Source organism: Rothia sp. HMSC066G02 (assembly GCF_001813145.1).
Taxonomy (GTDB): Bacteria; Actinomycetota; Actinomycetes; order Actinomycetales; family Micrococcaceae; genus Rothia.
In genome coordinates this window covers 174232-198736 of the sequence record NZ_KV811593.1, presented here as the reverse complement: position 1 = coordinate 198736, position 24505 = coordinate 174232, and the positions used below count along the sequence as shown (strand labels likewise).

The 24505-nt window shown below is 60.6% G+C and carries 19 protein-coding genes; 16 read left to right on the top strand and 3 right to left on the bottom strand.

Annotated features, from left to right (window positions below; genetic code table 11):
• Positions 1-108: 108 nt before the first annotated feature.
• On the bottom strand, positions 109-735 hold the full coding sequence (locus HMPREF2894_RS05255; RefSeq protein WP_070600355.1) for an isochorismatase family protein: 627 nt from the start codon (positions 733-735) through the stop codon (positions 109-111).
• 88 nt (positions 736-823) lie between these two features.
• Positions 824-2122 (bottom strand): nicotinate phosphoribosyltransferase, encoded by a 1299-nt coding sequence (locus HMPREF2894_RS05250; protein ID WP_070666979.1) that lies wholly within the window; start codon positions 2120-2122, stop codon positions 824-826.
• Positions 2123-2339: 217 nt separating this feature from the next.
• Here HMPREF2894_RS05250 and clpS point away from each other — a divergent pair, with 217 nt between their 5' ends.
• The 16 genes from clpS (at position 2340) to HMPREF2894_RS05175 (ending at position 24162) form a co-directional block, all read left to right on the top strand.
• On the top strand, positions 2340-2660 hold the full coding sequence (gene clpS, locus HMPREF2894_RS05245; RefSeq protein WP_070666980.1) for an ATP-dependent Clp protease adapter ClpS: 321 nt from the start codon (positions 2340-2342) through the stop codon (positions 2658-2660).
• Positions 2660-3286, top strand: coding sequence for a DUF2017 domain-containing protein (locus tag HMPREF2894_RS05240; RefSeq protein WP_070678122.1), 627 nt, complete (start codon positions 2660-2662; stop codon positions 3284-3286). The genes clpS and HMPREF2894_RS05240 overlap by 1 nt, the downstream gene beginning before the upstream one ends.
• Before the next feature lie 154 nt (positions 3287-3440).
• The gene (murI, locus tag HMPREF2894_RS05235) at positions 3441-4493 is read left to right on the top strand and encodes a glutamate racemase (protein ID WP_005507827.1); all 1053 of its coding nucleotides are present in this window, start codon (positions 3441-3443) and stop codon (positions 4491-4493) included.
• Entirely contained in the window at positions 4484-5377 is an 894-nt protein-coding gene (locus tag HMPREF2894_RS05230; RefSeq protein WP_070604656.1) for an MBL fold metallo-hydrolase, read from the top strand. Before murI ends, HMPREF2894_RS05230 begins: the two co-directional genes overlap by 10 nt.
• 142 nt (positions 5378-5519) lie before the next feature.
• Positions 5520-6251, top strand: coding sequence for a ribonuclease PH (gene rph / locus HMPREF2894_RS05225; protein WP_005506419.1), 732 nt, complete (start codon positions 5520-5522; stop codon positions 6249-6251).
• Between the two features lie 38 nt (positions 6252-6289).
• Positions 6290-6946, top strand: a complete 657-nt coding sequence (locus HMPREF2894_RS05220; RefSeq protein ID WP_070506615.1) for a non-canonical purine NTP pyrophosphatase — start codon at positions 6290-6292, stop codon at positions 6944-6946.
• 293 nt (positions 6947-7239) lie between these two features.
• The gene (locus tag HMPREF2894_RS05215) at positions 7240-8469 is read left to right on the top strand and encodes an RDD family protein (protein WP_070604658.1); all 1230 of its coding nucleotides are present in this window, start codon (positions 7240-7242) and stop codon (positions 8467-8469) included.
• 333 nt (positions 8470-8802) lie between these two features.
• Complete coding sequence (locus HMPREF2894_RS05210) at positions 8803-10905, top strand: DNA gyrase/topoisomerase IV subunit B (protein WP_070543255.1); 2103 nt, start codon at positions 8803-8805, stop codon at positions 10903-10905.
• A 525-nt stretch (positions 10906-11430) separates the two neighbouring features.
• Positions 11431-13002, top strand: a complete 1572-nt coding sequence (locus tag HMPREF2894_RS05205; protein ID WP_070678120.1) for a cytochrome ubiquinol oxidase subunit I — start codon at positions 11431-11433, stop codon at positions 13000-13002.
• 21 nt (positions 13003-13023) lie between these two features.
• The gene (gene cydB, locus HMPREF2894_RS05200) at positions 13024-14094 is read left to right on the top strand and encodes a cytochrome d ubiquinol oxidase subunit II (RefSeq protein ID WP_070678118.1); all 1071 of its coding nucleotides are present in this window, start codon (positions 13024-13026) and stop codon (positions 14092-14094) included.
• 218 nt (positions 14095-14312) lie between these two features.
• A complete protein-coding gene (locus tag HMPREF2894_RS05195; RefSeq protein ID WP_083309909.1) occupies positions 14313-15245 on the top strand; it encodes a multidrug transporter in 933 nt (310 codons plus the stop codon).
• An 80-nt stretch (positions 15246-15325) separates the two neighbouring features.
• Entirely contained in the window at positions 15326-16453 is a 1128-nt protein-coding gene (locus HMPREF2894_RS05190; protein ID WP_070678116.1) for an efflux RND transporter periplasmic adaptor subunit, read from the top strand.
• Complete coding sequence (locus HMPREF2894_RS05185) at positions 16450-18687, top strand: ABC transporter ATP-binding protein/permease (protein ID WP_070678114.1); 2238 nt, start codon at positions 16450-16452, stop codon at positions 18685-18687. The genes HMPREF2894_RS05190 and HMPREF2894_RS05185 overlap by 4 nt, the downstream gene beginning before the upstream one ends.
• 178 nt (positions 18688-18865) lie before the next feature.
• On the top strand, positions 18866-22819 hold the full coding sequence (locus HMPREF2894_RS05180; RefSeq protein WP_246827022.1) for a thiol reductant ABC exporter subunit CydD/CydC: 3954 nt from the start codon (positions 18866-18868) through the stop codon (positions 22817-22819).
• Positions 22820-23056: 237 nt separating this feature from the next.
• Complete coding sequence (locus HMPREF2894_RS09245) at positions 23057-23221, top strand: hypothetical protein (RefSeq protein WP_246827021.1); 165 nt, start codon at positions 23057-23059, stop codon at positions 23219-23221.
• Positions 23222-23286: 65 nt separating this feature from the next.
• A complete protein-coding gene (locus HMPREF2894_RS05175; protein WP_070484213.1) occupies positions 23287-24162 on the top strand; it encodes an aminoglycoside phosphotransferase family protein in 876 nt (291 codons plus the stop codon).
• A 169-nt stretch (positions 24163-24331) separates the two neighbouring features.
• On the opposite strand, the gene HMPREF2894_RS08920 is transcribed toward HMPREF2894_RS05175, so the two are convergent.
• The gene (locus tag HMPREF2894_RS08920) at positions 24332-24460 is read right to left on the bottom strand and encodes a helix-turn-helix domain-containing protein (RefSeq protein WP_210399401.1); all 129 of its coding nucleotides are present in this window, start codon (positions 24458-24460) and stop codon (positions 24332-24334) included.
• Positions 24461-24505 lie beyond the last annotated feature (45 nt).

The window sequence follows — 24505 nt, the reverse complement described above, 5'->3', positions numbered from 1 at the left end:
GAAGAGCCTGGGATGTACTATCCCAGGCTCCCCGCCTCTGTGTATTCAACGTCTCTGTATATTCAACGCCCGCTTGAAATGGCGAGTTATCTACAGTGATAGTGGAGGTTAGAGAACCTCAACCACCTCGACGCCCTCATCTTCAAGCTCGGCAACCACGTCGTCGAGCTTGTCCTCGTGCACGGGCGCGGTCAGGTCAAGCAGCACGCGAGTCTCGTAGCCTGCATCGACCGCATCGCGAGCGGTTGCCGACACGCAATAATCGGTGGCGATACCGACAACATCGACGAACTCGATACCGCGCTCATCCAGCCACTCCGACAGGGGAGTCTGCGGACCGTCCTCGGACGCATCCGCACCAGGCTCGTGCTCGCCGGTTGCGACTTCATCCTCGGGGGCGAGAAGCCCCTCAAAACCCGAGTAGGCTGCCTCGAAGCGGCCCTTGCGGAAGTACGCCTCAATGTAGTCGGTGTCCAGGTTCTCGTGAATCTGCGCGCCTTCGCTCTTGGCGACGCAGTGCACCGGCCAGGAGTCAACGTAGTCGGGGGTGTCAGAGAAGTGTGAACCCGGATCAATATGCCAGTCCTGGGTGGCGACAATCGCGTCGTAGCGGTGGTGGTTGTTCTCCACGTATTCGCTAATCAGCGCGGCAACGTCCGCACCGCGCTCGGTGGCGAGGGCGCCGCCGGCGCAGAAATCGTTCTGCACGTCAACAATAATCAGTGCCTTAGACATGTCTGTCCTTTACAAGTAGGAATGAGTTTTCACTCTGATTCGCCAGGTGAAGATTCGCCAGGTGAAAACAGTATCTCAGAAGGGTGGTTTAGATGAATTCGGTCGGAATGATCGGCTCACCCTCCGAGAGGCGGTGGGCAGCTTCGGGAAGCTCAGCCAGGGATGCTACGTGGCGGGCGGTTGCGCGGCGCACGCCTTCCTCGCCGGTGAAGCCGGGGAGTAGCTCGCCGTTGCGGACGAAGTCCACCATGAGCGGGCGGGTGTCTTCGAGCAGGCTCGGGTCCTCGTGGGTGCCCAGAACCTCGGCGGTCGCAATGCCCATGCCGTTGAGGCGGCGGGCCGCACGCTTGGCCCCGCCGATGGACGCCTTGCCAGCCGACGCCTTAGCGACCGGTTGCATTTCACCGGCGGAGTTCTCACGCTCAACAACCTTGTACACCATGGAGGAGGTCGGCGCGCCGGAACCGGTGACCAGCTTGGTGCCCACGCCGTAGGAGTCCACGGGTGCTGCCGCCAGGGATGCGATGGCGTACTCGTCCAGGTCGCTGGTGACGGTGATCTTGGTGTGGGTGTTGCCGAGCGAGTCGAGCAGTTCACGCACACGTGCCGCGGTGGCGACCAGATCGCCGGAGTCCAGGCGCACACCGCCGAGCTCTTCGCCAGCGAGTTCCACGCCGAGGCGGACCGCCTCGTCCACGTTGTAGGTGTCGACGAGCAGGGTGGTGCGGGCGCCGAGGGAACGCAGCTGCGCCTCGAACGCTTCACGTTCGCTGTCGTGCAGCAGGGTGAAGGCGTGGGCGCTGGTGCCGATGGTGTGCAGGCCGTAGCGCAGGCCAGCCTCCAGGTTGGAGGTGCCCGCGAAGCCGGCAATCACGGCGGCGCGTGCGGCGGAGACGGCGGCGCGTTCGTGGGCGCGGCGCGAACCCATTTCGAGGCAGGGGCGGTTGCCTGCGGCTGCGCTCATGCGGGAGGCGGCGCTTGCCACGGCGGAGTCAAAGTTCAGGATGGACAGCAGGTAGGTTTCGAGGACGCACGCTTCGGCGAAGGTGCCTTCGACCTGCAGGACGGGGGAGTGGGGGAAGAACGCTTCGCCTTCTGCGTAGCCGCGGATATTGCCGCTGAAGGTGAAGGATTCGAGGTAGGAGAGGGTCTCTTTGTTGACGATATTGCGGGAGGAGAGGAAGGAGAGTTCTTCGTCGTTGAAGCGGAAGTTAGCGAGGCCTTCGAGGAATCGGCCGGTGCCTGCGAGGATGCCGTAGCGGCGGCCTGCGGGCAGGCGGCGGGTGAAGACTTCGAAGGTGCACTTACGGTTGGCTGCGCCGGAGGCGAGTGCCGCCTGGAGCATGGTCAGTTCGTAGTGGTCGGTGAGAAGAGAGGTAGTAGCCATGTGTTTATTGTAGTGGGGTATTAGGGTATTTTTCCTCTTGAATCGGCGTGTCAATCACTACATAAAGTATTCTTGACTCTAAGTACTGTAGTATGACAAATTACCAGCACTCTGTGCGGGAGCAGTACAGGACGAACACCAGAGCAATACAGAGGCAACACAGGGGCAACACATACCCGCCCGTATAATCAAAGGGAACCGGCCGCAAAGGAAACCAATGAACACTACCGCCGTGATCCTCTCCACCGGAACCCTCGAGGACACCGACCTCGACACCGCCCTGGAGAACATCCTCGCCACAGACACCCCCTGGAACGTCATCGTCTGGAACGACCCCGTCAATCTCATGACCTACGTGTCCTACGTCTTCCGCAGCCACTTTGGCTACTCCCGCGCCCGCGCAGAAGAGCTCATGCTGCAGGTACACAACAACGGCAAGGCAATCGTCTTCACCGGCTCGCGCGAAGACGCCGAAAAACACACCCAGGCAATGCACGCCTGGGGTCTGCTGGCAACCTTCGAGAAAGTAGAAAACTAATGGCACGGCCCTTCCGCCGCACCCCCGGAGGCTACACCGCCTCCTTCGAACCCGCCGAACGTGACCTGATTCGCGAACTCGCCGAAGACGTGCGCGCGCTACTGCGCCCGGCAGATACCACCGCCGACGGCGGCACCGTCGACCCGTTGGAGGCGCTGGTCGGCATCACCGAAAACCCCACTACCCCCGCCGACAGTGCCGTAGCACGCCTGCTACCCGCCGCAAGCAGTGACGACGAGGCCGCCACCGAATACCGCCGCTATACCGAACGCGACCTGCGCGAAACTAAACGCGCGAACCTCGCAATGCTCGCCTTCGACATTGAGTCCAGCGACCTGCGCCTGAACGAAGAACACGCCCGCGCTTGGGCTGCTGCGCTCGGCGATATCCGCTTGGTGCTCGCCGACCGCCTCTACATCGTGGACGAAGACACCGCAGAAGATATTGCGGCGTTCACCGACCCTTCCGAGATCGAGACCCAAGAAGAGTACATGGCTGTGGTGTACAACTTTGTCTCCTGGGTTCAGGACTCTCTCATGCTCGCCATGCTCGACGGGCTGGACGACGAAGAAACGACCGGCGGAGTATTTGGCGGGACAAATGGCGGGGCAAACGAGCAAGAATAGAACGAATTTTTCAAATTCCCCCTCAAACTATCGTCATATACAACCACATAATGGTGGTTCTCGACTCATCTAACCGCTCAACGGACTAAAAGGGTAACCTTAGCGAGTTAGTATAGAACGTGGTACCCGACCGATAACGAAGTGTAGGTGACACATGAGTGACAGCATCGACGCAACAAATCCCTACCGTGCCCGCACCCCCTGGGGTAGCCCCGCGCCCGTAGGCCCCACCGCCGCGGCACCCATCGGCGTCTTCGACTCCGGCGTTGGCGGACTCACCGTGGCACGCGCCATCATGGACCAGCTGCCTCACGAACGCATCATTTACGTCGGCGACACCGCCCACGGCCCCTACGGCCCCCTCAAAATCGCAGAAGTACGCGCCAACGCCCTGCGCATCATGGACGAACTCGTCGACTCCGGCGTGAAAATGCTCGTCATCGCCTGCAACACCGCCTCCGCAGCGGTGCTCCGCGACGCCCGCGAACGCTACACCCGCCAGTACGGCATCCCCGTCATCGAGGTGATTCAGCCCGCCGCCCGCCGTGCGCTCGCCGCAACCCGCAACCGCAAGATTGGCGTGATTGCGACGGAGGCGACCGTCACCTCCCGCGCCTACGAGGACACTTTCGCGATTACCCCGAACCTTGAGGTGCACTCGGTGGCGTGCCCGCGCTTCGTGGAGTTCGTGGAGAAGGGCATTACCTCCGGCCCCGAGCTGCTGGAGACCGCCCGCGAGTACCTGCAGCCGCTCAAGGACGCCGGCGTGGACACCCTCGTGCTCGGCTGTACCCACTACCCGCTGCTGGCCGGCGTGATTTCCTACATTATGGGTGAGGACGTCACCCTGGTTTCCTCCGCGGATGAGACCGCGAAGGACGTGTACCGCGAACTGCTCAACCACGCCATTGAAAGCCCGGTCCCCGCGGAAAACCCGCACCACGAATTCCTCGCCACCGGCGAATCTGAGACGTTCTCGCAGCTGGCACGCCGCTTCCTCGGCCCCGAGGTCACCAACGTGCGCCACACCAGCTCCGTGGCGGAACGCTACCCGACCGGCTCGCTGGCGGCACTCACCCCCGAAATGCTTGCGGCACACCGCAGCATCACCCTCGACGAATCGGCAGATCCTGCAGAGGCAGCACACACTGTCGCGGGCACCGAATTTTCTGGCACCACCCCTAAGGACGACACCTCATGCGTCTAACCGTTATCGGTTGCACGGGCTCCTTTCCCGGCCCCGTCTCACCGGCTAGTTGCTACATGCTCACCGCCACGGACTTCGCGGGTCGAACCTGGCGCATCATCATGGACATGGGCAACGGCTCCCTCGGCATGCTCCAGCGCCATATCGATTTGAGCGATATCGACGCGATTCTGATTTCGCACCTGCACCCGGACCACTGCATCGACCTGTCCGGTCTGCACGTGGCGGTCAAGTGGGATCCGCGCGGCTGGCCCAAGGGCCGCATTCCGCTGTACGGTCCCGCCGCGATTAACGAGTACCTTTCGGCGACTCACGGCCTGGACCCGGATCCGGGCATGAGCACCGAGTTTGAGTACCACACCTGGACTGAGGGTGAGCCCGTGCAGATTGGTCCCTTCCGCGTGGAGCCGTTCCGTGTGGTTCACCCCTCGAAGGATCCGTACGCGCTGCGCATCATCTGCAATGACCGCGAGGGTCACACCGTGTTCTCGTACTCGGGCGATACCGACCTGTGCGAGGGCCTGGTCAAGGCTGCGCGCGGTGCTGACCTGTTCCTCTGCGAGGCAGCCTACCAGGAGGGTCGAGACGAAGCCCTGCGCGGTATTCATCTGACCGGCAAGCGCGCCGGCGAGGCTGCCACGGAGGCGGGTGTGCGTAACCTGTTGCTGACCCACCTGCCCGTGTGGAACGACCCGGACATCGCTCGCGCGGAGGCGCGCAGTGCTTTCTCTGGCCCGGTCGGCATTGCCGAAATGGCGGCAAGTTACCGCATCTACCCGCGCCCGACGGAGGCTCACCCGGTCACGTCCACCCTGAACGTGGTGGAGGTGCTTGATCCGCCGCTGAACACCGCGATTGCGCTGCCCAAGCCTGAGCTAGATTAGGCGAAGCCCGAGCTGGACTAGGCTAAACCCGACCTGGGCTAAAACAAACTGGACTAGTGCAAACTGCGCTCAGCCCCGCCCACTTTTTGACATAGATTCAACAGACAGACACAGACCCCGCAGACAGATTCAAGGAGAACCCATGACTGCAACCCGCGAAGACGGCCGCGCCCTCAACGAACTGCGCCCCATCACCATTACCCGCGGCTGGTCCCGCAACGCTGAGGGTTCCGCCCTCATCGAGTTCGGCAACACCCGCGTGCTGTGCACCGCATCCTTCACCGAGGGCGTGCCGCGCTGGCTCAAGGGCGAAGGTAAGGGCTGGGTGACCGCCGAGTACGCGATGCTGCCGCGCGCCACCAACACCCGTTCTTCTCGCGAGTCGCTGAAGGGCCGCGTGGGCGGCCGCACCCACGAGATTTCTCGCCTGATTGGTCGCTCCCTGCGTGCGGTCATCAACATGGACGAACTGGGTGAGAACACCATCGTGCTCGACTGTGACGTTCTGCAGGCTGACGGCGGCACCCGCACCGCTTCTATTACCGGCGCGTACGTGGCGCTGGCAGACGCTATTTCTTGGGCGAAGGAGCAGAAGATTCTGCCCGCTAAGGCGAACCCGCTGATCGATTCGGTGTCCGCAATTTCGGTGGGCATTATTGACGGCACCCCCATGCTGGACCTGCCCTACACCGAAGACGTTCGCGCCGAGACCGACATGAACGTGGTCGTCACCGGCAGCGGCAAGTTCGTTGAGGTTCAGGGCACCGCCGAGGGCGCGCCTTTCGACCGCGACGAGCTCAACAGCCTGCTCGACCTGGCGCTGGAAGGCACCGCAGAGCTGGCTCAGATTCAGCGTGAAGCACTGGCACACTAACCCGTCCCAGTAACTAGTTCCGTCGACAAGGAGAAACTATGGCAGACGCAAAGATTGTTCTGGCAAGCCACAATAAGGGCAAGCTCAAGGAACTGCGCGAAATTCTGCGCGGACGCATTGACGGCCTGGACGTTGATACCCAGGTGGTTGACGCCTCCAGCGTGAACGCCCCCGATGTTCCCGAGACCGGCGTGACCTTCGCTGAGAACTCCCTGCTGAAGGCGCGCGCTGTTGCCGAGGCAACCGGCCTGGTCGCTATTGCTGATGATTCCGGCCTGTCGGTGGATGTGCTCAACGGCGCCCCCGGTATTTTCTCGGCGCGCTGGGCGGGTCGCCACGGTGACGATTCCGCGAACCTGAACCTGCTGCTGGCTCAGCTGAGCGATATTTCTGCCGAGCACCGCGGCGCGAAATTCTGCTGCGCGGCCTCGGTTGCCTCCCCGAACGGTTTTGATGCGGTCGAGTACGGCGAGCTGCCCGGTGAGCTGCTGACCGCACCGGCGGGGGAGGGCGGCTTCGGTTACGACCCGATTCTGCGCCCCGTGGAGCTGAACGGTGAGAACGCCCTGTACGAGGGTCAGTACGCTGGCAAGTCTTGCGCTGAGATTCCCGCCGAGATTAAGAACTCGATTAGCCACCGTGCGCGTGCTTTTGAGGCACTGATTCCTCAGATTGCTGCTGCGCTGGCGTCCTAGAACCGTCGCTGAGGCGCCAGAGCATACTCGCTGTGCCGGTCTGATGGGTGAAAACGCGGGGTTGGGTGCGATTTTTTCGTGCATCCCCCTAAAATCCCCCACAGGGATACCAATTAAAGGCACAATAGGTAAAGAAGTTTTACCTCAAGGTTAGTGACACCAAAGAAACTCGTCTGCTGAAGGTATCTTCGGCAGGCGAGTTTTGCTATTGAAGAGCCTTTCAGCGAGGCATCTGCTCGACGCTTGCTGTCACCGACCGCGGTAGAAAAACCTGCAGCGAAAGAGACACACCGATGCTCATCCTTCTTCTGCTGATGGCACTCGCCCTTGCCGCCGGATGCTGGGCGTACTCCTACGTGTGGCGCGGCCTGAACCGCCGCGTCATTGCCGCCGTGAAGGTGGTCGATCCGATGATTACGCTCGGCCCGTACGTCATGGCTGCGTGGGTGGCGTTCATGGCTCTAATCGCCACGAATATCTGGGCGACCGGAACCCTGCACACTGTGCTGACGATTATCTTCTGCGTGGTTGCCGCAGGGTGCCTCGGCTGGGCTGGATTCTGGCTACTCATGCACTGCCTGGGCGGGCAGACCCCGGGCAAACGCCCGATGTGGTGGCGCGAGGCGGTTGCCGCGAAGTTCGCCTGGCGTAACCTCTCGCGCATGCCCGCCTACCTGGGTGCTCGCACCAGCATCCTGCCGGTGGAGAACCCGCATCTGACCAAGCCGTATTCGGGGTCGTGGACTCGCCCGCTCGGTGCGACCATGCCCGGGTACAGCTCCAACGGTGAGTTTATTGAGGGCTTTGACGAGTTCGGTCGCAAGATGCCGCATATCTACCCTGTAGGCCCTGAACCGACCATTTTTGAGATGGCGCGCTGGGGTAAGTCGGTCAGCTCCGATCAGCTGCTGACGACCTTCCTGCCGACTGCTCCGTTTGAGCGTCTGCGTCTGCCCGGCACCATGACGGGCCCCTTTACCTTTGCGGGGGAGGTGCCGCACGGTGCGGTGACGAAGTGGCCTCGCCGCAGCGGCGCCAACCGCGCCTTCGGCTCCTACGCTCGTCTGGGCGAAATCACCGAACGCAAGGTGGAGCTGCTGATCGACCACCGCATCATTGCGGCGCTGCAGACCACCCGCGAAAGCTACGAACGCCGACACAGCTGGATGCTCGCCTTCACCGATATCGCAGACGGCGACTTCACGATGGACGCCGACGAGAATGGCAACCTGCGCATCACCTTCGGCATGATCACCGAGGGTTACGAGACTCCGTGGGTCTTCACCAGCACTCTGAAAGACAGCCCGCGCCTGCGCCGCAAGGTACGCCACGCCATGAGGGAACGCCGTGTGCTCAAGCAGAGCAGCGGCGAGCTGATGGACTGGTACTTCGTGCCAAAGCTCAGCGAATTCCCGCACGGCCCGGTCACGAATGAGCTTCCCGAAGAGTTTTACTTCAAGTCCAATATCATGGTCACGAACCGTCACGAGAGCTCCTCGCGCGCCTCGGGTGAAGCTCACTAGGGCAGTGCCACTGCTATGAGGCGCCCAGGGCGGACACCTCAGAAGCGACCCCTAAAAATTCAGACATCCACAGATACTCACACGCCGGCTGCTACTCCATAGGGGAGTGGCAGCCGGTGCTTTTCTGCTGTTTCATTCTCTCGGCAGCGTCTAATAACGGTACAGAGAGCCTCATGACGGCGCAGGCAGAAGCGGGCAACAAGCCACGATAGAATAGAAACTTAGAGCACTATGAGCGCAAGCCCGGGGCATTTTTTCTCCCTTCCGCAAGCTTGCCGTGCTGAATACACAGTCATCACTTGCACACAGTCATCACTTGCCGAAAGGATTCCCGTGGCGTCTTCGAACTACACCGCCCGTCACCTCTCCGTGCTGGAAGGTCTGGAAGCTGTACGCAAACGCCCGGGCATGTACATTGGCTCCACCGACTCTCGCGGCCTGATGCACTGCCTCTGGGAGATTATCGACAACTCGGTGGATGAGGCGCTCGCCGGTTTCGGCCAGTCCATCCAGGTCATTCTGTACCGTGACGGTTCGGTTGAGGTGCGCGATGATGGCCGCGGTATCCCCACCGACATTGAGCCGCGCACCGGCCTGTCCGGTGTCGAGGTCGTATTCACCAAGCTACACGCCGGCGGTAAGTTTGGCGGCGGCTCCTATAACGCGTCCGGTGGTTTGCACGGTGTGGGCGCTTCCGTGGTGAACGCGCTGTCTTCCCGTCTGGACGTGCAGGTGGACCGTGGCTCGAAGACCTACCAGATGTCCTTCCGCCACGGCATTCCCGGATTCTTCGAGTCCGGCCGCACCCCCAAGCCCGAAGATCCGTTCACTCCCGCAACCGAGGGCACTGACGCCCTGCAGATTGTGGGTCGCGCTAAGCGTGGCGTGACCGGCACCCGTGTGCGCTATTGGGCTGACCCGCAGATTTTCACCCCCGACGCTAAGTTCAGCTACGAGGACTTGGCTGCTCGTGCGCGCCAGACCGCGTTCCTCATTCCGGGTCTGCGTATTTGCATCCGTGATGAGCGCCGACTGCCCGGCACCCCCGGCGAGCTGGAACCCCACGAGGAAGTTTTCCAGTACGACGGCGGCATTAGCGAGTTCGTCGAGTTTCTGGCGCACGATGAGCGTATTACCGACACCTGGCGTTTTAGCGGCAGCGGATCTTTCACCGAGACCGTGCCGGTGCTGGGTGAGGACGGCCGCTCGCAGCTGACCGACGTGGAGCGCGATTGCGAAGTGGACGTTGCGCTGCGCTGGGGCATTGGTTACGAGACGACGGTCCGCAGCTTCGTGAACATTATTGCCACCCCCAAGGGCGGTACTCACACGACCGGTTTTGAGCAGGGCCTGCTGCGCGTGATGCGCAAGCACCTTGCCGATAATGCCCGCAAGTACAAGGTGGGTAACGACAAGATTGAGAAGGACGACGTGCTCGCCGGCTTGACCGCCGTGCTGACCGTGCGTCTTGCCGAGCCGCAGTTTGAGGGTCAGACCAAGGAGATTCTGGGTACCCCGGCGGTTCGCCAGATCGTGTCGAAGGTCGTGGGCGATGCGCTGAAGGCTCGCCTGGAGTCGACCGCCCGTGCGGAGAAGGCTCAGGCGACCGCTCTGTGTGAGAAGGTCGTCTCTGAGATGAAGACCCGCGTCTCGGCGCGCATCCATAAGGAAACTCAGCGCCGTAAGACCGCGCTGGAGTCTTCGTCCATGCCCACCAAGCTGGTGGATTGCCGTTCGACCAATGTTGAGCATTCTGAGCTGTTCATTGTGGAGGGTGACTCGGCGCTGGGCACGGCGCGTCTGGCGCGTTCTTCCTCGTATCAGGCTCTGCTGCCGATTCGCGGTAAGATCCTGAACACTCAGCGTGCTTCGGTGACTGATGTGCTCGCGAATGCTGAGTGCGCGGCGCTGATTCAGGTGATCGGTGCGGGTTCGGGTCGTACCTTTGACCTGGACTCTGCTCGCTACGGCAAGGTCATTATGATGACCGATGCGGACGTGGACGGCGCCCACATCCGTACCCTGCTGCTGACCCTGTTCTACCGTTACATGCGTCCGCTGATTGAGGCGGGTCGCGTGTACGCTGCGGTTCCGCCTCTGCATCGTGTGGAGGTGGTGCGCCGCGGCAAGCCGAACGAGATGGTGTACACCTACTCGGAGAAGCAGCTGCACGAGCTTCTGGATTCTCTGCGGGAGCAGGGGGTGTCCTATAAGGAACCCATTCAGCGTTATAAGGGTCTGGGTGAGATGGACGCTGACCAGCTGGCTGAGACGACGATGGATCCGCGTCATCGCATGTTGCGCCGTATTCGCATTGAGGATGCGGAGGCTGCCGAGCGTGCGTTCTCCTTGTTGATGGGTTCTGAGGTGGCTCCGCGTAAGGAATTCATTATTGCGGGTGCTCATCAGCTGGATGCCGAGAGCATTGATATGTAGAGCATCGATATGTAGCGTGCGGTACCTTGCGGGGCATTGCGGTGCCTTGCGGGGCAGTGGTGGCTGGCGTGTCACAATCCATGAATTTTGTGTGAGAATAGTCACGCAATTCTCGGAGATTCCGCGTAAATTCCGCATGAAACAGGCAAATTTAAGCTTTGAGCACTACTTGAAGCACCTGTCACAATCACGAAATCTGTCACCAAAATTTTGCAGAAAATATTAAAAACTGCAATATTTCACCAAGGTTCCGAAACTGCTTCTCAACCCCGCAAGGCACCATCGTGTCTCATTCCTCTCACCACCCTTGCATCGAGGGATAACGTCCAAGGTACCTTTAGCGAAACGTCAAACAATAAACGTCCATACTATGCACAGCCTACTCACAGCTTCTTAGGAAAACCCTGTACCTTAGAAGCATGAGAGACACTGTGTCAGTAACTCTCGTATGCCCTCCATCGATGGTGGACTACCCGAAATCTGGCACAAACGCACATTAAGTACACACATAGTAAGGACCTATCAATGGATCCCCTTGATTTTGGTAGGTGGCAGTTCGGTATTACCACCGTCTACCACTTCTTCATGGTTCCGCTGACTCTGGGTCTGGGCCTTGTGGTGACCTACCTGTACATTTGCTACGTTCGTACCAAGAAGGACGAATACAAGCGCATGACGAAGTTCTGGGGCAAGCTGTACCTCATTAACTTCGCTATGGGTGTGGCCACCGGTCTGGTTCAGGAATTCCAGTTCGGCATGGCGTGGAGTGAATACTCCCGCTTCGTCGGCGACGTCTTCGGCGCTCCGCTGGCAATGGAAGGCCTCTTCGCCTTCTTCGTTGAGTCGACCTTCCTTGGTCTGTGGATCTTCGGTTGGGACCGCCTCAAGCCCGCAGTCCACGCCTTCTGTCTGTTCATGGCAGTTCTCGGCTCCTGGATTTCTGCATTCTTCATTCTGGTTGCAAACTCCTGGATGCAGCACCCCGTCGGTGCAGAAATGATTGACGGTCGTCCCCGCATGACCGACATTGGCGCAGTGCTGATGAACCCCCTCGCATGGGTGACCTTCTCTCACGTCATCACCGCATCCATTCAGGTTGCCGGTGGCTTCCTGGTCGGTATTGCCTGGTACAAGCTGTGGCGTCGCCGCAAGGACGGCATCGACAAGGTCGTTGACGGCAAGGTCGTCGTTGGTGAGTCCGACAAGGGCGCACGAGACAAGAAGGACTTCCAGGTTTGGATCAAGTCCCTGCGCCTGGGCGCAGTCGTTGGTCTCCTCGCGTTCGCAGGTGTTGGTGCATCCGGCCACCTGCAGGCACAGATGATGATCCACGAGCAGCCCATGAAGATGGCTGCCGCAGAAGCTGCGTGCCACGACGGTACCGCCTTCTCTGTTCTGACCATCGGCGAGCTCGGCGCTCAGAGCTGCGACAAGATCACCCCCATCATCGAGGTCCCCGGCGTGCTGTCCTTCCTGGCACACGACAACTTCGATACCCCGGTGAAGGGTATTCAGACCCTGCTGCCCGAGTACGAAGCTAAGTTCGGCACCAACCTGCCCAACAACCCGCTCTACGGCGAGCGTGCAGGTCAGAAGATTGACTACCTGCCCTCCCTCGAGGTCTCCTACTGGGGCTTCCGCGGCATGATTGGTCTGGGTGCAGTCGTACTGCCCCTCTACCTCTACGCACTGTGGGTAACCCGTAAGAAGGGCGTTGGCACCGTTCCCGAGTCCAAGCTGCTCAAGAACGTTGCTGTCTGGTCCATCATGGCTCCCTTCTTCGCAATCGCACTGGGCTGGATCTTCACCGAAATGGGCCGCCAGCCCTTCGTTGTGGCTCCGAACCTTCAGGGTGATCCCTCGATTCACCTGTTCACCGCAGCAGCTATCTCCCCGGGTGTTTCCGGTGAAGAAATCCTCTTCTCCCTGCTCACCCTGGGCCTGCTCTACGGCGTGCTGATGGTGGTTGAGGTTTACCTGCTCATCAAGTACGTCAAGGCCGGTGTTGTGGCAGCAATGCCCGAGCTGGTTCAGTCGCCCCACGAGGACGAGTCCAACGACAAGTCCAAGCGCGATGTGCTGGAGTTCGCCTACTAGGCGGGTAAGGATTGATTCACCATGAACTTTGATTTCAATATCTTTGCCGGTCAGCCTGGCCTGCCCACCCTCTGGTTTGTCGCCATTGGCGTCTTCCTCATCATGTACATGATTCTGGATGGTTTCGATCTGGGTGTCGGTATGCTGATGGGTTCCAAGTTCACCAAGAACGAGAAGGAACGTCGTCTGCTGCTGAACATCATCGGCCCCGTCTGGGACGGTAACGAGGTGTGGATTGTGTCCGGCGGTGCTGCTATCTTCGCAGCATTCCCCATCTGGTACGCAGCCCTCTTCTCGGCTCTGTACATTCCTCTGACCCTCGCGCTGGTCTTCCTGATTCTGCGCGTGGTCGCAATTGAATACCGCGGTAAGAAGAACGACGAGAAGTGGATCCGTAACTGGAACATCGCTCTGTCCGTCTCCTCCTTCGGTATTGCACTGCTCGTCGGTGCTCTGCTGGGCCTGACCTCCATGGGTCTGCCCATCAACGACAATGGTGACCGCGTCGGCGGCGCCTTCGCTTGGGTCTCCCTGCCGGTTCTGCTCGGCGGTCTGGGCTTCGTTGGCTTCTCCCTGGTTCAGGGTCTTGCCTTCGTCGCTCTGAAGACCGACGGCGATATCCGTGACCGTGCCCGCAACACCCTGGTACGCTGGTCTCCCGTCCTGCTGCTGCCGATCGTTGCATGGGTTCTGGCTCTGGACTTCACCACCGGTAACGGTATCTCCTGGCTGTGCACCATCCTGGCTGTGGTTGCTGTTCTGATTGCTTGGATCTCCGCAAAGGGTGGCCGTGAGGGTCGCGCTTTCGCTGGTCTGTCCGTGTTCCTCGCATTCGGTGCGCTGGCAATCTTCACCGCAATGTACCCGAACGTTCTGCCCTCCACCCTGGACCCGGCATACTCGCTCACCATTGCGAATGCATCCAGCTCCGAGTACACCCTGGGCGTTATGACCTTTGTGACCTGCCTTGGTCTGCCGGTCGTGTTCGTCTACCAGGCATGGACCTACTGGGTCTTCCGTAAGCGTCTGCACGTGGATCACATCCCCGACGCTCACGACGCTACCGAACTGGCTGAACTGCCGACCAAGTAGCATGTAGCTGATTGAAGGATCCCCCGGATTTCTCTTCTGAGAAGTTCGGGGGATTTTTCTATGTCCCCAGAGGATATTCCCGCAGAGGATGCAGCTTGCGGCAGGCGAGTGGGCGCGCAAAAATTTTTTGGTGCACACCCCCCCCGAAATTCGGGCGTGACAGGGAGTAAAAGGTGTAATGTGGTGTACAACTCACTCTCACGATAAGGAGTTTGACGATGAAGTCCCCCAACCGCCGCACCGGAGCTACTTCTCGCACTGGCATGAGCCGCCGCCTGCTCACCACGGGTGCCCTGCTGGCCATCGGCGTGCTCCCGCTGAGCGCATGCTCGCTCTTCAACCCGCCGCTGGAACGTGACGAAAGCGTCCACGCCGTCTTTGACGCGGAACAGGACATCGTGAAGATGCCCCTGGACGATTACACCTACTACGAGCGCACTCACTACGAATACACGGCCTTTCAGATTGCTATGAAGCAGTGCTTTGCCGAACACGGGCAGAACTACACCATCCAGGCTCCCTACTCTGAGGGTGCGCCCCGCGGCGAGATGGGGCGAAAGTACGGTCCCTGGAATGTCGAGTACGCCCAGAAGTACGGTTTTCAGAAGCGAGACCCCAACAACGCAGCCGCCCCCATCTCCTATCACTCGGGGGAGAGCATGAGCCCCGAGGACAAGCTTCGCACCGAATGCTACCCCAAGGCCCGCGAGACCCTGGAGGCCGCGGTGCCCGAAGGTAAGAGGCCCGAGAATGAAGGGCAGTCCACATCCAGTCGTATCTCCACCGAGGCGGGCAATGCCGTTTACGGTAGCAAACTGCACCGCGAGCTCGAAGAGAAGTGGAAGCAGTGCGTCTCCGACCGCGGTCTCACCCCTCGCTCGGCAGGCTCTGTCGCCGAGGAAACCCCGCTGGCTGAGCAGCTGAGCAAGAACGACGGATTCAACAAGCCCGCCTCCGAAGAAGAGATTCGCATCGCCACCATCCAGGCCGAATGTAACCAGCAGGTCGGCATGAGCAAGCAGCTCTACGACCTGGAAGCTCAGTACCAGATGCCGCTCATCCGCAAGTACCAGTCGCAGCTTGACCAGGAACGCCAAGCCGACCGCGACCGCGACGAGAAGTTCAAGCAGTACGTTCTGGAGCACCAGTAAACCGGGGCGCTAAAAGACAGCGCAACGAAATATAGCGCAGAGAAATAGACAGCGCTGACACAGTTCAGAAAGACACCGCCATGACCACTCACACGAAAAACCAAAACAGCGGGCACCGCTTTAGCGAGCGCATCGCCCGACCCTGCGTGCTCCTGCTGCTGGCTATTCTCGCCATCGGTTCGCTCATGCTGTCCTTCTACCTGGGCACCCGCTACGCCGCCACGGGCCCCGACCCGGCCGTGCAGGCGAAAACCGTGATTCCGGTCTGGGCGAAGGTTGAAGAACGAACCGTCAGTGAGGGCCTCGCCATTGCCGGAACCACCAAGGCGGGAGAGACCGCCCCGATTAGCGCGCGCACCAACGGTGAGCCGGTGCTCGTCTACCAGAACCAGAAGCCCGGCAACGTGCTCAAGGCCGGTGACTTCATCGGCATCATTGGTGCCGACCCCGTCTTCGTGCTGGAGGGGCCGCTGCCGCTGTACCGCGACCTCAACCTGGGCGATAACGGCGACGACGTGCTCGCCTTCCAGAAGGCGCTGAACTCCGCCGGGTACGCCACCGCTCAGAGCGGCACCGTCACCGAAGACACCCTCGACGCCGTCACGCGCCTGCACCGCGCGCACCTGACCGGCGTGCCCAGCGAAGGGGTCACCAGCATTGCCCGCAACAACTACGCGATTCTGCCCGGCGGAAGCCACACCGTCACCGCAGTTGCGGCAGTCGGCCAGCTCATTAACGACGGCAACCCCATCGCGAGTGTAGAAACTAGCGAACCCTACGTGGAATCCAGCGTTGAGCTCTCCGTTGCCAATAAGCTCAAGGCCGGCGACCGCGTTAGCCTGCGCACCTCCACCGGCAGCGTGGAGGGCACCATCACCAGCATTGGTGAGCTGCAGAACGACCCCTCCAAGGGTGCGGCAAAGAGCGTGCGATTCAGCGCCGACGACCCGAGCAAGCTCACTCCGGGGCAGAGCGCATCCATCACCAGTAAGGGCAACACCTCAACCACCCTCGCCGTGCCGACTACCGCGGTACGTCAGGATTCCCAGGGCACCTACGTGCTTGTTGAAAAGGGCGGAAGCTCCACCTCGACCAGCAAGGATGCGCCCGCCACCGAACGAGTCAACGTTGAGGTTCTGCGCACCGCCGGCGGATACGCCGCTATCAACGCGAACCTCAGCACGGGACAGAAGGTGCTTGTCTCATGAGCCGCCGTAAGATAACCCCAGACACAAGCCCAGGACGTGCGCCTACAATTGCGCCCAACGTAGCGTCCGCCGCTACACCTGCCGCCGGGCTCGGTACCGCGCCCGCTATCGAAATGCACGGCATTACCCGTGTTTTCGAGGGGAGCGAACGAGCAGTCCTCGACCACCTCGACCTGGTGGTCGAACGCGGCGAATTCCTCGCCATTATTGGTCCGTCGGGCTCCGGTAAATCCACCCTGCTCAACGCCATTGGCCTGCTAGACACTCCCACCAGCGGAACCTACAGCCTCTTCGGCAAAAACACGGAAGGACTCAGCGACAGAGAACGCGACGAAATGCGCCGAGACCACCTCGGCTTCATCTTCCAGTCCTCAAACATGCTGCTGGACGAAACCAGCACGACCAACGCCTCCATGGGTCTGCGCGTGCAGGGCGTACCCTACAGCGAGCGCCTGCAACGCACCGAAGAAACCCTAGAATTTCTGGGGTTGAGCGACCGCGCCAGCATCCGTACCCGTTACCTTTCCGGTGGCGAGAAGCAGCGTTGCGCCATTGCTCGTGCCCTCGCCACGCGCCCGCCGCTGATTCTTGCCGACGAGCCGACCGGCAACCTGGATAGCCACAATAGCGCCAAGGTCATTGAGATTCTGCAGCGCATTAACGCGACCGGCTGTACCGTGCTGGTGATTACCCACGACCCGGAGGTTGCCGCCGCCGCACGCCGCGTGATCCGCATTGAGGATGGGCGGCTGCACGAGCAGAGCCGCACAGACTTGGCTACGGTGCCGGTCGCTGAGGTGCCGGTCGCCGAGGCTGTGCCGGTTGCAACAGCCACCCCTGCAAAAGCCACGGTGGGTGCCCCCGCCGGCCTCGCACCGGGGGAGAAGCCCGCTACGCACCGCCGCGGAAGCTTCCTCACCGACGACAGTATCGAGGCGATTTCCGCGCTCACCTCACGACCGCTACGCACCCTGCTGCTGGGCCTGTCCTTCGCGCTGGGCGTGGGTGGACTCATCAGCGCCTCCGGCATGAGCGAATCCGCCAGCTACCAGGTGAACCAGCGCCTGCTCGGATCCGAACAGTCCACGCTCTACATCAGCGACAGGGATAATGATGAGAACGTGCTCGGAACCTACCGGCAGGGTGAATCCGCGCAGAATGTTGCCGACCGCATTAGCGCGCTGGACTACGTGAAGAACACCGGATTCGTCAGCAGCGTGGCGCCCGCCGACGTGCGAATCACCCGGTTCAGCCCCTACGAGGACGAACCCAAAACGGCGATTGGCCTCAGCTCCACCTCGAAGACCCGGCTTGAGCAAATCGGTGCCCGCATGAACCCCGAAACCCTGCGTGCGCTCGAACAGATGAACTCGACCCTCACCCAGCAGAACGTTGCTGACCGTGAACGCTCCGAGCAGCTCTCCGGCGCTATCGTCTCGGTCTCCGCTGCCCGTGCCCTCGGCATTATTCCCGAAGATAAGGCTGCAGATAACGCCACAACCGAGCCCCGCCCCGGCGAGATGCCCGTCGTCGACTACGGCATTAAGCTCGGCGGACTGCCGCAGGTGGCACCCGGTGTGAGCATATGGGTGGATGGTCAGCTGATGCCGGTCGTCGGCCTTTTCGACCCCGGCAATAGCGGCTACGAATTCAGGAATACGGTCATTGTCTCGCCGGGCACACTTCAGCGCACCGGACGCGGCCAGGTGACCTACATTACCGAAACCGAACGGGGCTACGGCAAAGCGGTCGCCAAGGCAATTCCGCTGACCCTCAAGCCCGCTGAACCCAGCCAGATCAACGTGGAAACCCCCTCCGACCTGCAGAGCCTACGCGCGTCTATCGCCTCGGATCTGGGCCTGTACGTGGGTGTGCTCTCCGGTATTCTGCTGGTGCTCGCCTCCCTCTCGGCGGCAACCGCAATGTATCTGTCCGTGCAATCGCGCACCGCAGAGATTGCGCTGCGCCGCGCCATCGGATCGAGTAAATGGCTGATTGCCCGCATCTTCCTCATGGAGGGCGTCATGCTCGGCGTGCTCGGCGGCTCCATCGGCGCCTGCTCCGGCATGATTGCGACGATTATTCTTTCGCTCGTGCAGGGCTGGCAGGCGGTTCTCTCGCCCGGATTCGTGGTGCTCGGAGTGGGCGTTGGCGCCCTTACCGGTCTGGTGTCTTCGGCGTACCCGGCGTGGGTGGCATCCCGCAAGAGCCCCGCTGATGCGATGCGCGGCTAGAACTAGCGCGGGGTGAGGGACAGCCAATTATCCGAAACTTGACTGGTCAAATAGGTATTGGATAGCCCAACCCTTAAACTGATGGGAGGTAAAAACAGCAGAAGACTAAGGACAACACGTGAGTCGAACGCACACACCGCGTCATGCTGACAAACATCAGAACACCGAGGCACCAGAGGTGACCGACGGAAAGCGCAATGACCGCGCTGACCGCCGCCCGCCTCTGGGCCCTGACGCCCGTAAAACCCTCAGCACGTTCGGTGTCATCACTGCCGTGCACACTCTCGCGACGGTGCTTTTCAGCGCCGCACTGGCTGTGATTATTGCCCGCGCGGCACACGCCGGTTTCGCCGCTGTTGCCGCCGAGCACACGCGTCTCAAAGAGACCAGCGCCCCGGACGTGTACCGCGCCTACATTGAGTTCTCGGGCTCCGCGCAGGCGCAGCTGGAGGCGCACGGCGGCTGGCTGCTCGGCCTCGGTGGGCTCTTCGGCGACGCAGACACCATTACCCCCGGCCTGATTGCGGTCGTCGTGGTTGCCCTGCTCGTCCGCTCGGGTACCGACTACCTGCTGGCTGTGAGCGCGCAGCGTGCCGCCTCCGGGGCGAAATCTCAGATTCGTTCCTCGCTGCTCAAGCGCGTGCTCGCCACCGGTGGCGCAGACACCCCCGAAGGTACCGGCGCGACCGCTGTGCTGCTGTCCCGCGGCCTGAACGCTCTGGATGACTACTACACCAAGACCCTGACTGCGTTCGTGTCCACCGCGATTGTGCCGTTCATCCTCTGGGTTGTTGTGGCGGCCCTAGACTGGATGAGCGCCATGGTGCTGGCATGCACCCTGCCGCTTATTCCGGTGTTCATGATCCTGATTGGTAAGAACACCCGCGACGAAACCGCAGAAGCGCAGGCTGAACTGCACCGCCTCTCCGACCATATTCTGGAGCTGGTGCGCGGCCTGCCCGTCATTATCGGTCTGGGCCGTGAACGTGCACAGACCCGCTCTATGAACGCCCTCGGCCAGCGTTACCGTGAACGCACCATGCAGACCCTGCGTAGCGCTTTCATGTCTTCGCTCGCTCTGGAGCTCATTACCACCATTTCGGTTGCGCTGATTGCTGTGCTGATTGGTGTGCGCCTGGTCAACGGCACCCTGGGCCTGGACACCGCAATTCTCGTGCTGCTGCTGGCCCCCGAATGCTACCAGCCGCTGCGTGATGTGGGTGCCGCCTACCACCAGTCGGAGGACGGCGTTGCCGCCCTGCGTAGCGCCCAGAAGATTATTGACGCGCCCCTGCCCGCCGCCGCTACGGACTCGACTGCAACTGAGCGTGAAGAGGCTCAGCCTTCCACCATCGCTGTTGAGGACCTGTCGGTGAGCTACCCGGCGCGTCCTGCCGTGCTGACTAACCTGTCGTTGAACCTGGACCGTCGCGTTGCCACCGGCAACGATGAGCGCGGCGCGGTTATCGGCGTGATGGGTGAGTCCGGCTGCGGTAAGTCCACCCTGCTGAACGTGTTCTCCGGTGCCGTGCGTGAGGGTCTGGTGCCCACCGGCTCGGAGGAACCCGTGCACCTGAGCGGTAGTGTGACCGGTCTGGGAACCACTCTGGTTATTCCGCAGTCGCCGGTTTTCACCGCGCCGACCGTGCAGACCGAAATGGCGCTGTACGCGCTGAGCGCTACTGAGGCTGAGCGTGAGCGTGCAGCCGCTCTGCTCGGTGAAGCGATGGACTCCAAGAAGCTGTCCGTCACCGATGCCGAGTCCGCGCTGCTGGTTGGCCCGCTGGCTCAGCTGGGCATGGAGAAGCTGACCGCCCTTGAACCCGGTGCCCTCAGCGCAGGTCAGGCGCGCCGCCTTGCCGTGGCACGTACCCTGGCTCGTGCCGAGGCTATCTATCGTGCCGGCGGTGAGCAGACCGTGCTGACCGTCCTGGTGGATGAGCCGACCGCGCACCTGGACGCCTACTCGGCATACCTGGTGACCCGCGCCCTGCACCGCCTGGCGGAACTTGGCGCAACCGTGCTGATTGTGACCCACGAGCAGGAGCTCGCCGCTGGCTGCGACACCCTCGTTCGTGCCGCGCAGACCGCCCAGGGCTACACCTGGACCGCCGAGGCGAACACCGCCCGCGTTGCGGTTCCCGCGCAAGCCCCCGCGCACCTGCTCAAGGACAAGGCAGAGTACGAGGCTGAAAGCACCGCCCCGGCGGGCGCCTCCGCAGCTGCCGAGGTCAAGGAAGCCGAGCCTGCCGGCCTGTTCGCAAGCCTGCGCACCCTGAAGGAACTGACAGGTATTGGTGTTCGCGCCGCAACCGGCCCGGTGATTATGGCTGCGATTACTTCTCTGATGGCTGCGGCACTGACCGCGCTGTCCGGCTGGCTGATTGTTCGCGCCGCCGAGGGCCCGGCAATGATGTACCTGATGGTCGCCATCGTGGGCGTGCGTTTCTTCGGCCTGGGTCGTGCCTGCGCCCGCTACGCTGAGCGTCTGATGACCCACTCGAAGGTTCTTGCCGCCGCAAATATTCTGCGTCTGCGCGCCTGGGTTGGCGCGTGGCAGAGCGTGAGCAGCGTTCGTGCCCTGCTACGTGGTGACGCGCTGCTCGAACGCCTCGTGGGCGGTATTGATGAGCTGCGTGACGGCGTGCCGCGCGTTATTATTCCGCCGGCTGCGCACCTGCTGGTCATGATCGCGGCGCTGATTACGACCGCGTGCATTCTGCCGCAGGCTCTGATTCCGGTTCTGCTTGCCGTGCTGATCAGCACTTTTGTGGCTCCGTGGATTGTGCTCCGCGCCGATGCTCGTGCGGAGGCGCTGGCTCGCCGCTCCACCGCGCAGATGCTGCGCCTGGGTACCGGCATGCTCTCGGCTGCTGAGGATCTGCGCGCTAACGGCGTGGCAACCACCGCTGAGAAGGCTAACGGCGCCCTGGACGCCGAGAACCTGTCCGCCCTGCAGAAGGGCTCGACCGCTCAGGGTGTGGGTCGCACCCTCGTGACTCTGAGCTGGTTCGGTGCGGCTCTGGCGAGCGCAGTCATTGCGTACCCGCTGGCTGTTGACGGCACCGTGCGTGCCCCCGAAGCGGCGATTGTGGTGCTGCTGTGCACCGGCATGCTGGAAAGCTCCCTGGGCCATGTTGAGGCGGTCCGCTCCTGGCCCGCGTTCAGCCGCCTGCTCGCGACGATTGCCCCGAGCGTGCGTGACGTATCCCTGGAGGGTATTGTTGCCACCTCGACCCTGAAGCGTTCCGTGCCGACCGAGGCTGAGGTGGACACCCACGTTCTGCCGCGTCGTGTTGAGCGTCTGCGTGCCCGCGCGGAGGCCGAGATGGAGGAGCTACTGGAGGCTGACCGTCAGCGTGCTCACCGCTTTGACCGCCCCGAATCTGACGCTAAGGCGGACTCTAAGGCTGTGCGCCCGCCGAAGCCCGGCGAACCCACCCTGGTCAGCTGCGGTACCCCGCAGGAACTCGGCGTGAAGGTCACCGAACCCGCACTGAGCCTGCAGGACGCTGCCGCCCGCTGGCCCGGCATGGATCACCCGGTCTTCACCGACCTGAACATGAACGCCCGTGCGGGCTCCTGGACTGCGGTGACTGGCCCCTCCGGTTCCGGTAAGTCTACGGTGCTTGCGACCGTTCTGGGCTTCTTGCCGCTGGAGTCCGGCCGTGTGCTGGCTTCCGGTGAGGTCCTGGAGGGTGAGCGGCTGCGCGGTTACGCGGCGTGGTGCCCGCAGGCGGCTCACATTTTCGAGTCGACCCTTGAGGGTAACCTGATGCTGGCTCGTGACCGTTCGGATCGCCCGAGCGAGGAAGAGCTGATTGAGGTTCTGCGCCGTGTGGGTCTGGGCGAGTGGTTTGACGCTCTGCCTCAGGGCCTGCGCACCCCGGTGGGTGCTGGCGGTTCGTTCCTGTCGGGCGGTCAGCGTCAGCGTCTGGCGGTGGCTCGTGCTCTGCTGGTGAACTCGCCGGTGCTGCTGCTGGACGAGCCGACCGCGCACCTGGACGCTGAGTCTGCCCGTGCGCTGATGGCTGACTTGGATGCGGCGACTCGCTCCAGCTCTGTGGCTACGGTTCTGGTGTCGCACCGCCCTGAGGATATTGCCCGCTGCGATGAGGTGGTTCGCCTCTAAACGCCCCTGACGGTATGCACGACGTGCGGATTGCACATGAAGAAAGGCCCCGGTACATGATGTACCGGGGTCTTTCTGTGCGTTCATATCTCTGCGCGGATCGCTGTGATTAACAGCATGTACTCCGCCTCCAAGAGCGCCATGGAGTTGTACTCGGGCGCTGGCCTATTCTCCGTGCCGATTGCCCGCGCCGTCGGCACGTCGTGACGCTCGAGGGCGACGAGGGTGCCGTGCGTGATGCCGGTGAGAACCTCGCAGCCTTCGACTGGATGGACGCCGTTCGCCGGAAACGTTGATCGTGAGGGGGTCGTCGACCTGTCGGGCCAGCTGGGTGCCGTGCCGGAGGTTGTATACTTCGAGGAACGAGGCTACGAGGCACAATACGTGCAACCCGTGGAGTAGACGAACTGGATATGTTACTAGTGAAAACTGCAAGAATTGTTGTGAAATGAATAGGAGAGGGCTTGATGGAGATTATTAGTAAAGTAGCCATAAATAAAGGCTGGTCAGATGATAAAAAATATTGTGTTATTGACAAGAATCAACAAAAATTTTTCCTGCGTGTTTCTGAGAAGGAAAAGTTGGATTCTAAGAAATTTGAATTTTATATGATGGAGAAAGTAGCTTCTCTTGGAGTTCCGATGTGTAAACCAATTAGCATTGAACTCTGCGGTGACGAGGTGCATTCTATGCATGAATGGATAGACGGAAAAGATGCAAGAGAAACCATTTTAACTTATTCGAAAGAACAACAATACACTTACGGAGTAGAAGCAGGAAGTATGCTTCGAAAAATTCATTCACTCCCTGTAATAGAAGTTTGTGAAGATTGGGAAAGTTTTTATAATCGAAAAATTGATGACAAAATCTCAAAATATAAAAAATGTCCCATTCAATATGAAAATGGTCAGATTTTTCTTGATTTTTTAAATGCAAATCGAGAATGGCTAAAAGATAGACCTCAGGTTTTCCAGCATGGAGATTATCATATCGGGAATTTCATGATTGGTGAAGATTGTAAAATTTATGTCATTGACTTTGATCGATTTGATCTTGGGGACCCTTGGGAGGAGTTCAATCGTATTGTGTGGTCCGCTCAAGTCTCTCCCTCTTTTGCATCCGGTATGGTAGATGGGTATTTTGATGGCAAGGTTCCAGATTTATTTTGGAAACTTCTTGCCATTTACATTCTAAATAACATAGTTGGAGCTCTACCCTGGGCTCTACCTTATGGAATTGAAGAAATAGCAGTAATGCAAAATCAAGCTAAGGAAGTTTTAGAATGGTATGATGATTTGAAGCAAATCATCCCTAGTTGGTACTTGAACAAGATGACTGAATAATATAAAGGTTAAAATATCAATTTGAAAAAATGTCAAGATTGTTTGCCTATATTATATTGAATTCAATTCTTTATTAATACCTATCGAAAATTATCTTGAAACTTGGAATTTTGTTTCGGAGTCGGGTTACATGAAAGAATATATTTTAAATTTAGAAAAAGAATTCTCTTTACTGGTGGCGGGCGATTTCACGGCACACCACCGAGGGGCTACGCCCAATCGAGTGGGCGATACGCACCTGAGACAAGCCAGCCTCCAACCCCACCATAATCGCCGCGCGATCCTCAACACTTAGCATCCGACGACAGCTCACAATCAGCCCCTCCAGCAGCACTGCTACCGC

Coding starts and splice junctions, on each gene's coding strand:
- HMPREF2894_RS05255 (WP_070600355.1), bottom strand. CDS start 735: ATGTCTAAGGCACTGATTATTGTTGACGTGCAGAACGATTTCTGCGCC.
- clpS (WP_070666980.1), top strand. CDS start 2,340: ATGAACACTACCGCCGTGATCCTCTCCACCGGAACCCTCGAGGACACC.
- HMPREF2894_RS08920 (WP_210399401.1), bottom strand. CDS start 24,460: ATGCTAAGTGTTGAGGATCGCGCGGCGATTATGGTGGGGTTGGAGGCT.
- HMPREF2894_RS05175 (WP_070484213.1), top strand. CDS start 23,287: ATGGAGATTATTAGTAAAGTAGCCATAAATAAAGGCTGGTCAGATGAT.
- HMPREF2894_RS05230 (WP_070604656.1), top strand. CDS start 4,484: ATGCGTCTAACCGTTATCGGTTGCACGGGCTCCTTTCCCGGCCCCGTC.
- HMPREF2894_RS05195 (WP_083309909.1), top strand. CDS start 14,313: ATGAAGTCCCCCAACCGCCGCACCGGAGCTACTTCTCGCACTGGCATG.
- HMPREF2894_RS09245 (WP_246827021.1), top strand. CDS start 23,057: ATGCCGGTGAGAACCTCGCAGCCTTCGACTGGATGGACGCCGTTCGCC.
- HMPREF2894_RS05220 (WP_070506615.1), top strand. CDS start 6,290: ATGGCAGACGCAAAGATTGTTCTGGCAAGCCACAATAAGGGCAAGCTC.
- murI (WP_005507827.1), top strand. CDS start 3,441: ATGAGTGACAGCATCGACGCAACAAATCCCTACCGTGCCCGCACCCCC.
- HMPREF2894_RS05240 (WP_070678122.1), top strand. CDS start 2,660: ATGGCACGGCCCTTCCGCCGCACCCCCGGAGGCTACACCGCCTCCTTC.
- rph (WP_005506419.1), top strand. CDS start 5,520: ATGACTGCAACCCGCGAAGACGGCCGCGCCCTCAACGAACTGCGCCCC.
- HMPREF2894_RS05205 (WP_070678120.1), top strand. CDS start 11,431: ATGGATCCCCTTGATTTTGGTAGGTGGCAGTTCGGTATTACCACCGTC.
- cydB (WP_070678118.1), top strand. CDS start 13,024: ATGAACTTTGATTTCAATATCTTTGCCGGTCAGCCTGGCCTGCCCACC.
- HMPREF2894_RS05250 (WP_070666979.1), bottom strand. CDS start 2,122: ATGGCTACTACCTCTCTTCTCACCGACCACTACGAACTGACCATGCTC.
- HMPREF2894_RS05185 (WP_070678114.1), top strand. CDS start 16,450: ATGAGCCGCCGTAAGATAACCCCAGACACAAGCCCAGGACGTGCGCCT.
- HMPREF2894_RS05190 (WP_070678116.1), top strand. CDS start 15,326: ATGACCACTCACACGAAAAACCAAAACAGCGGGCACCGCTTTAGCGAG.
- HMPREF2894_RS05215 (WP_070604658.1), top strand. CDS start 7,240: ATGCTCATCCTTCTTCTGCTGATGGCACTCGCCCTTGCCGCCGGATGC.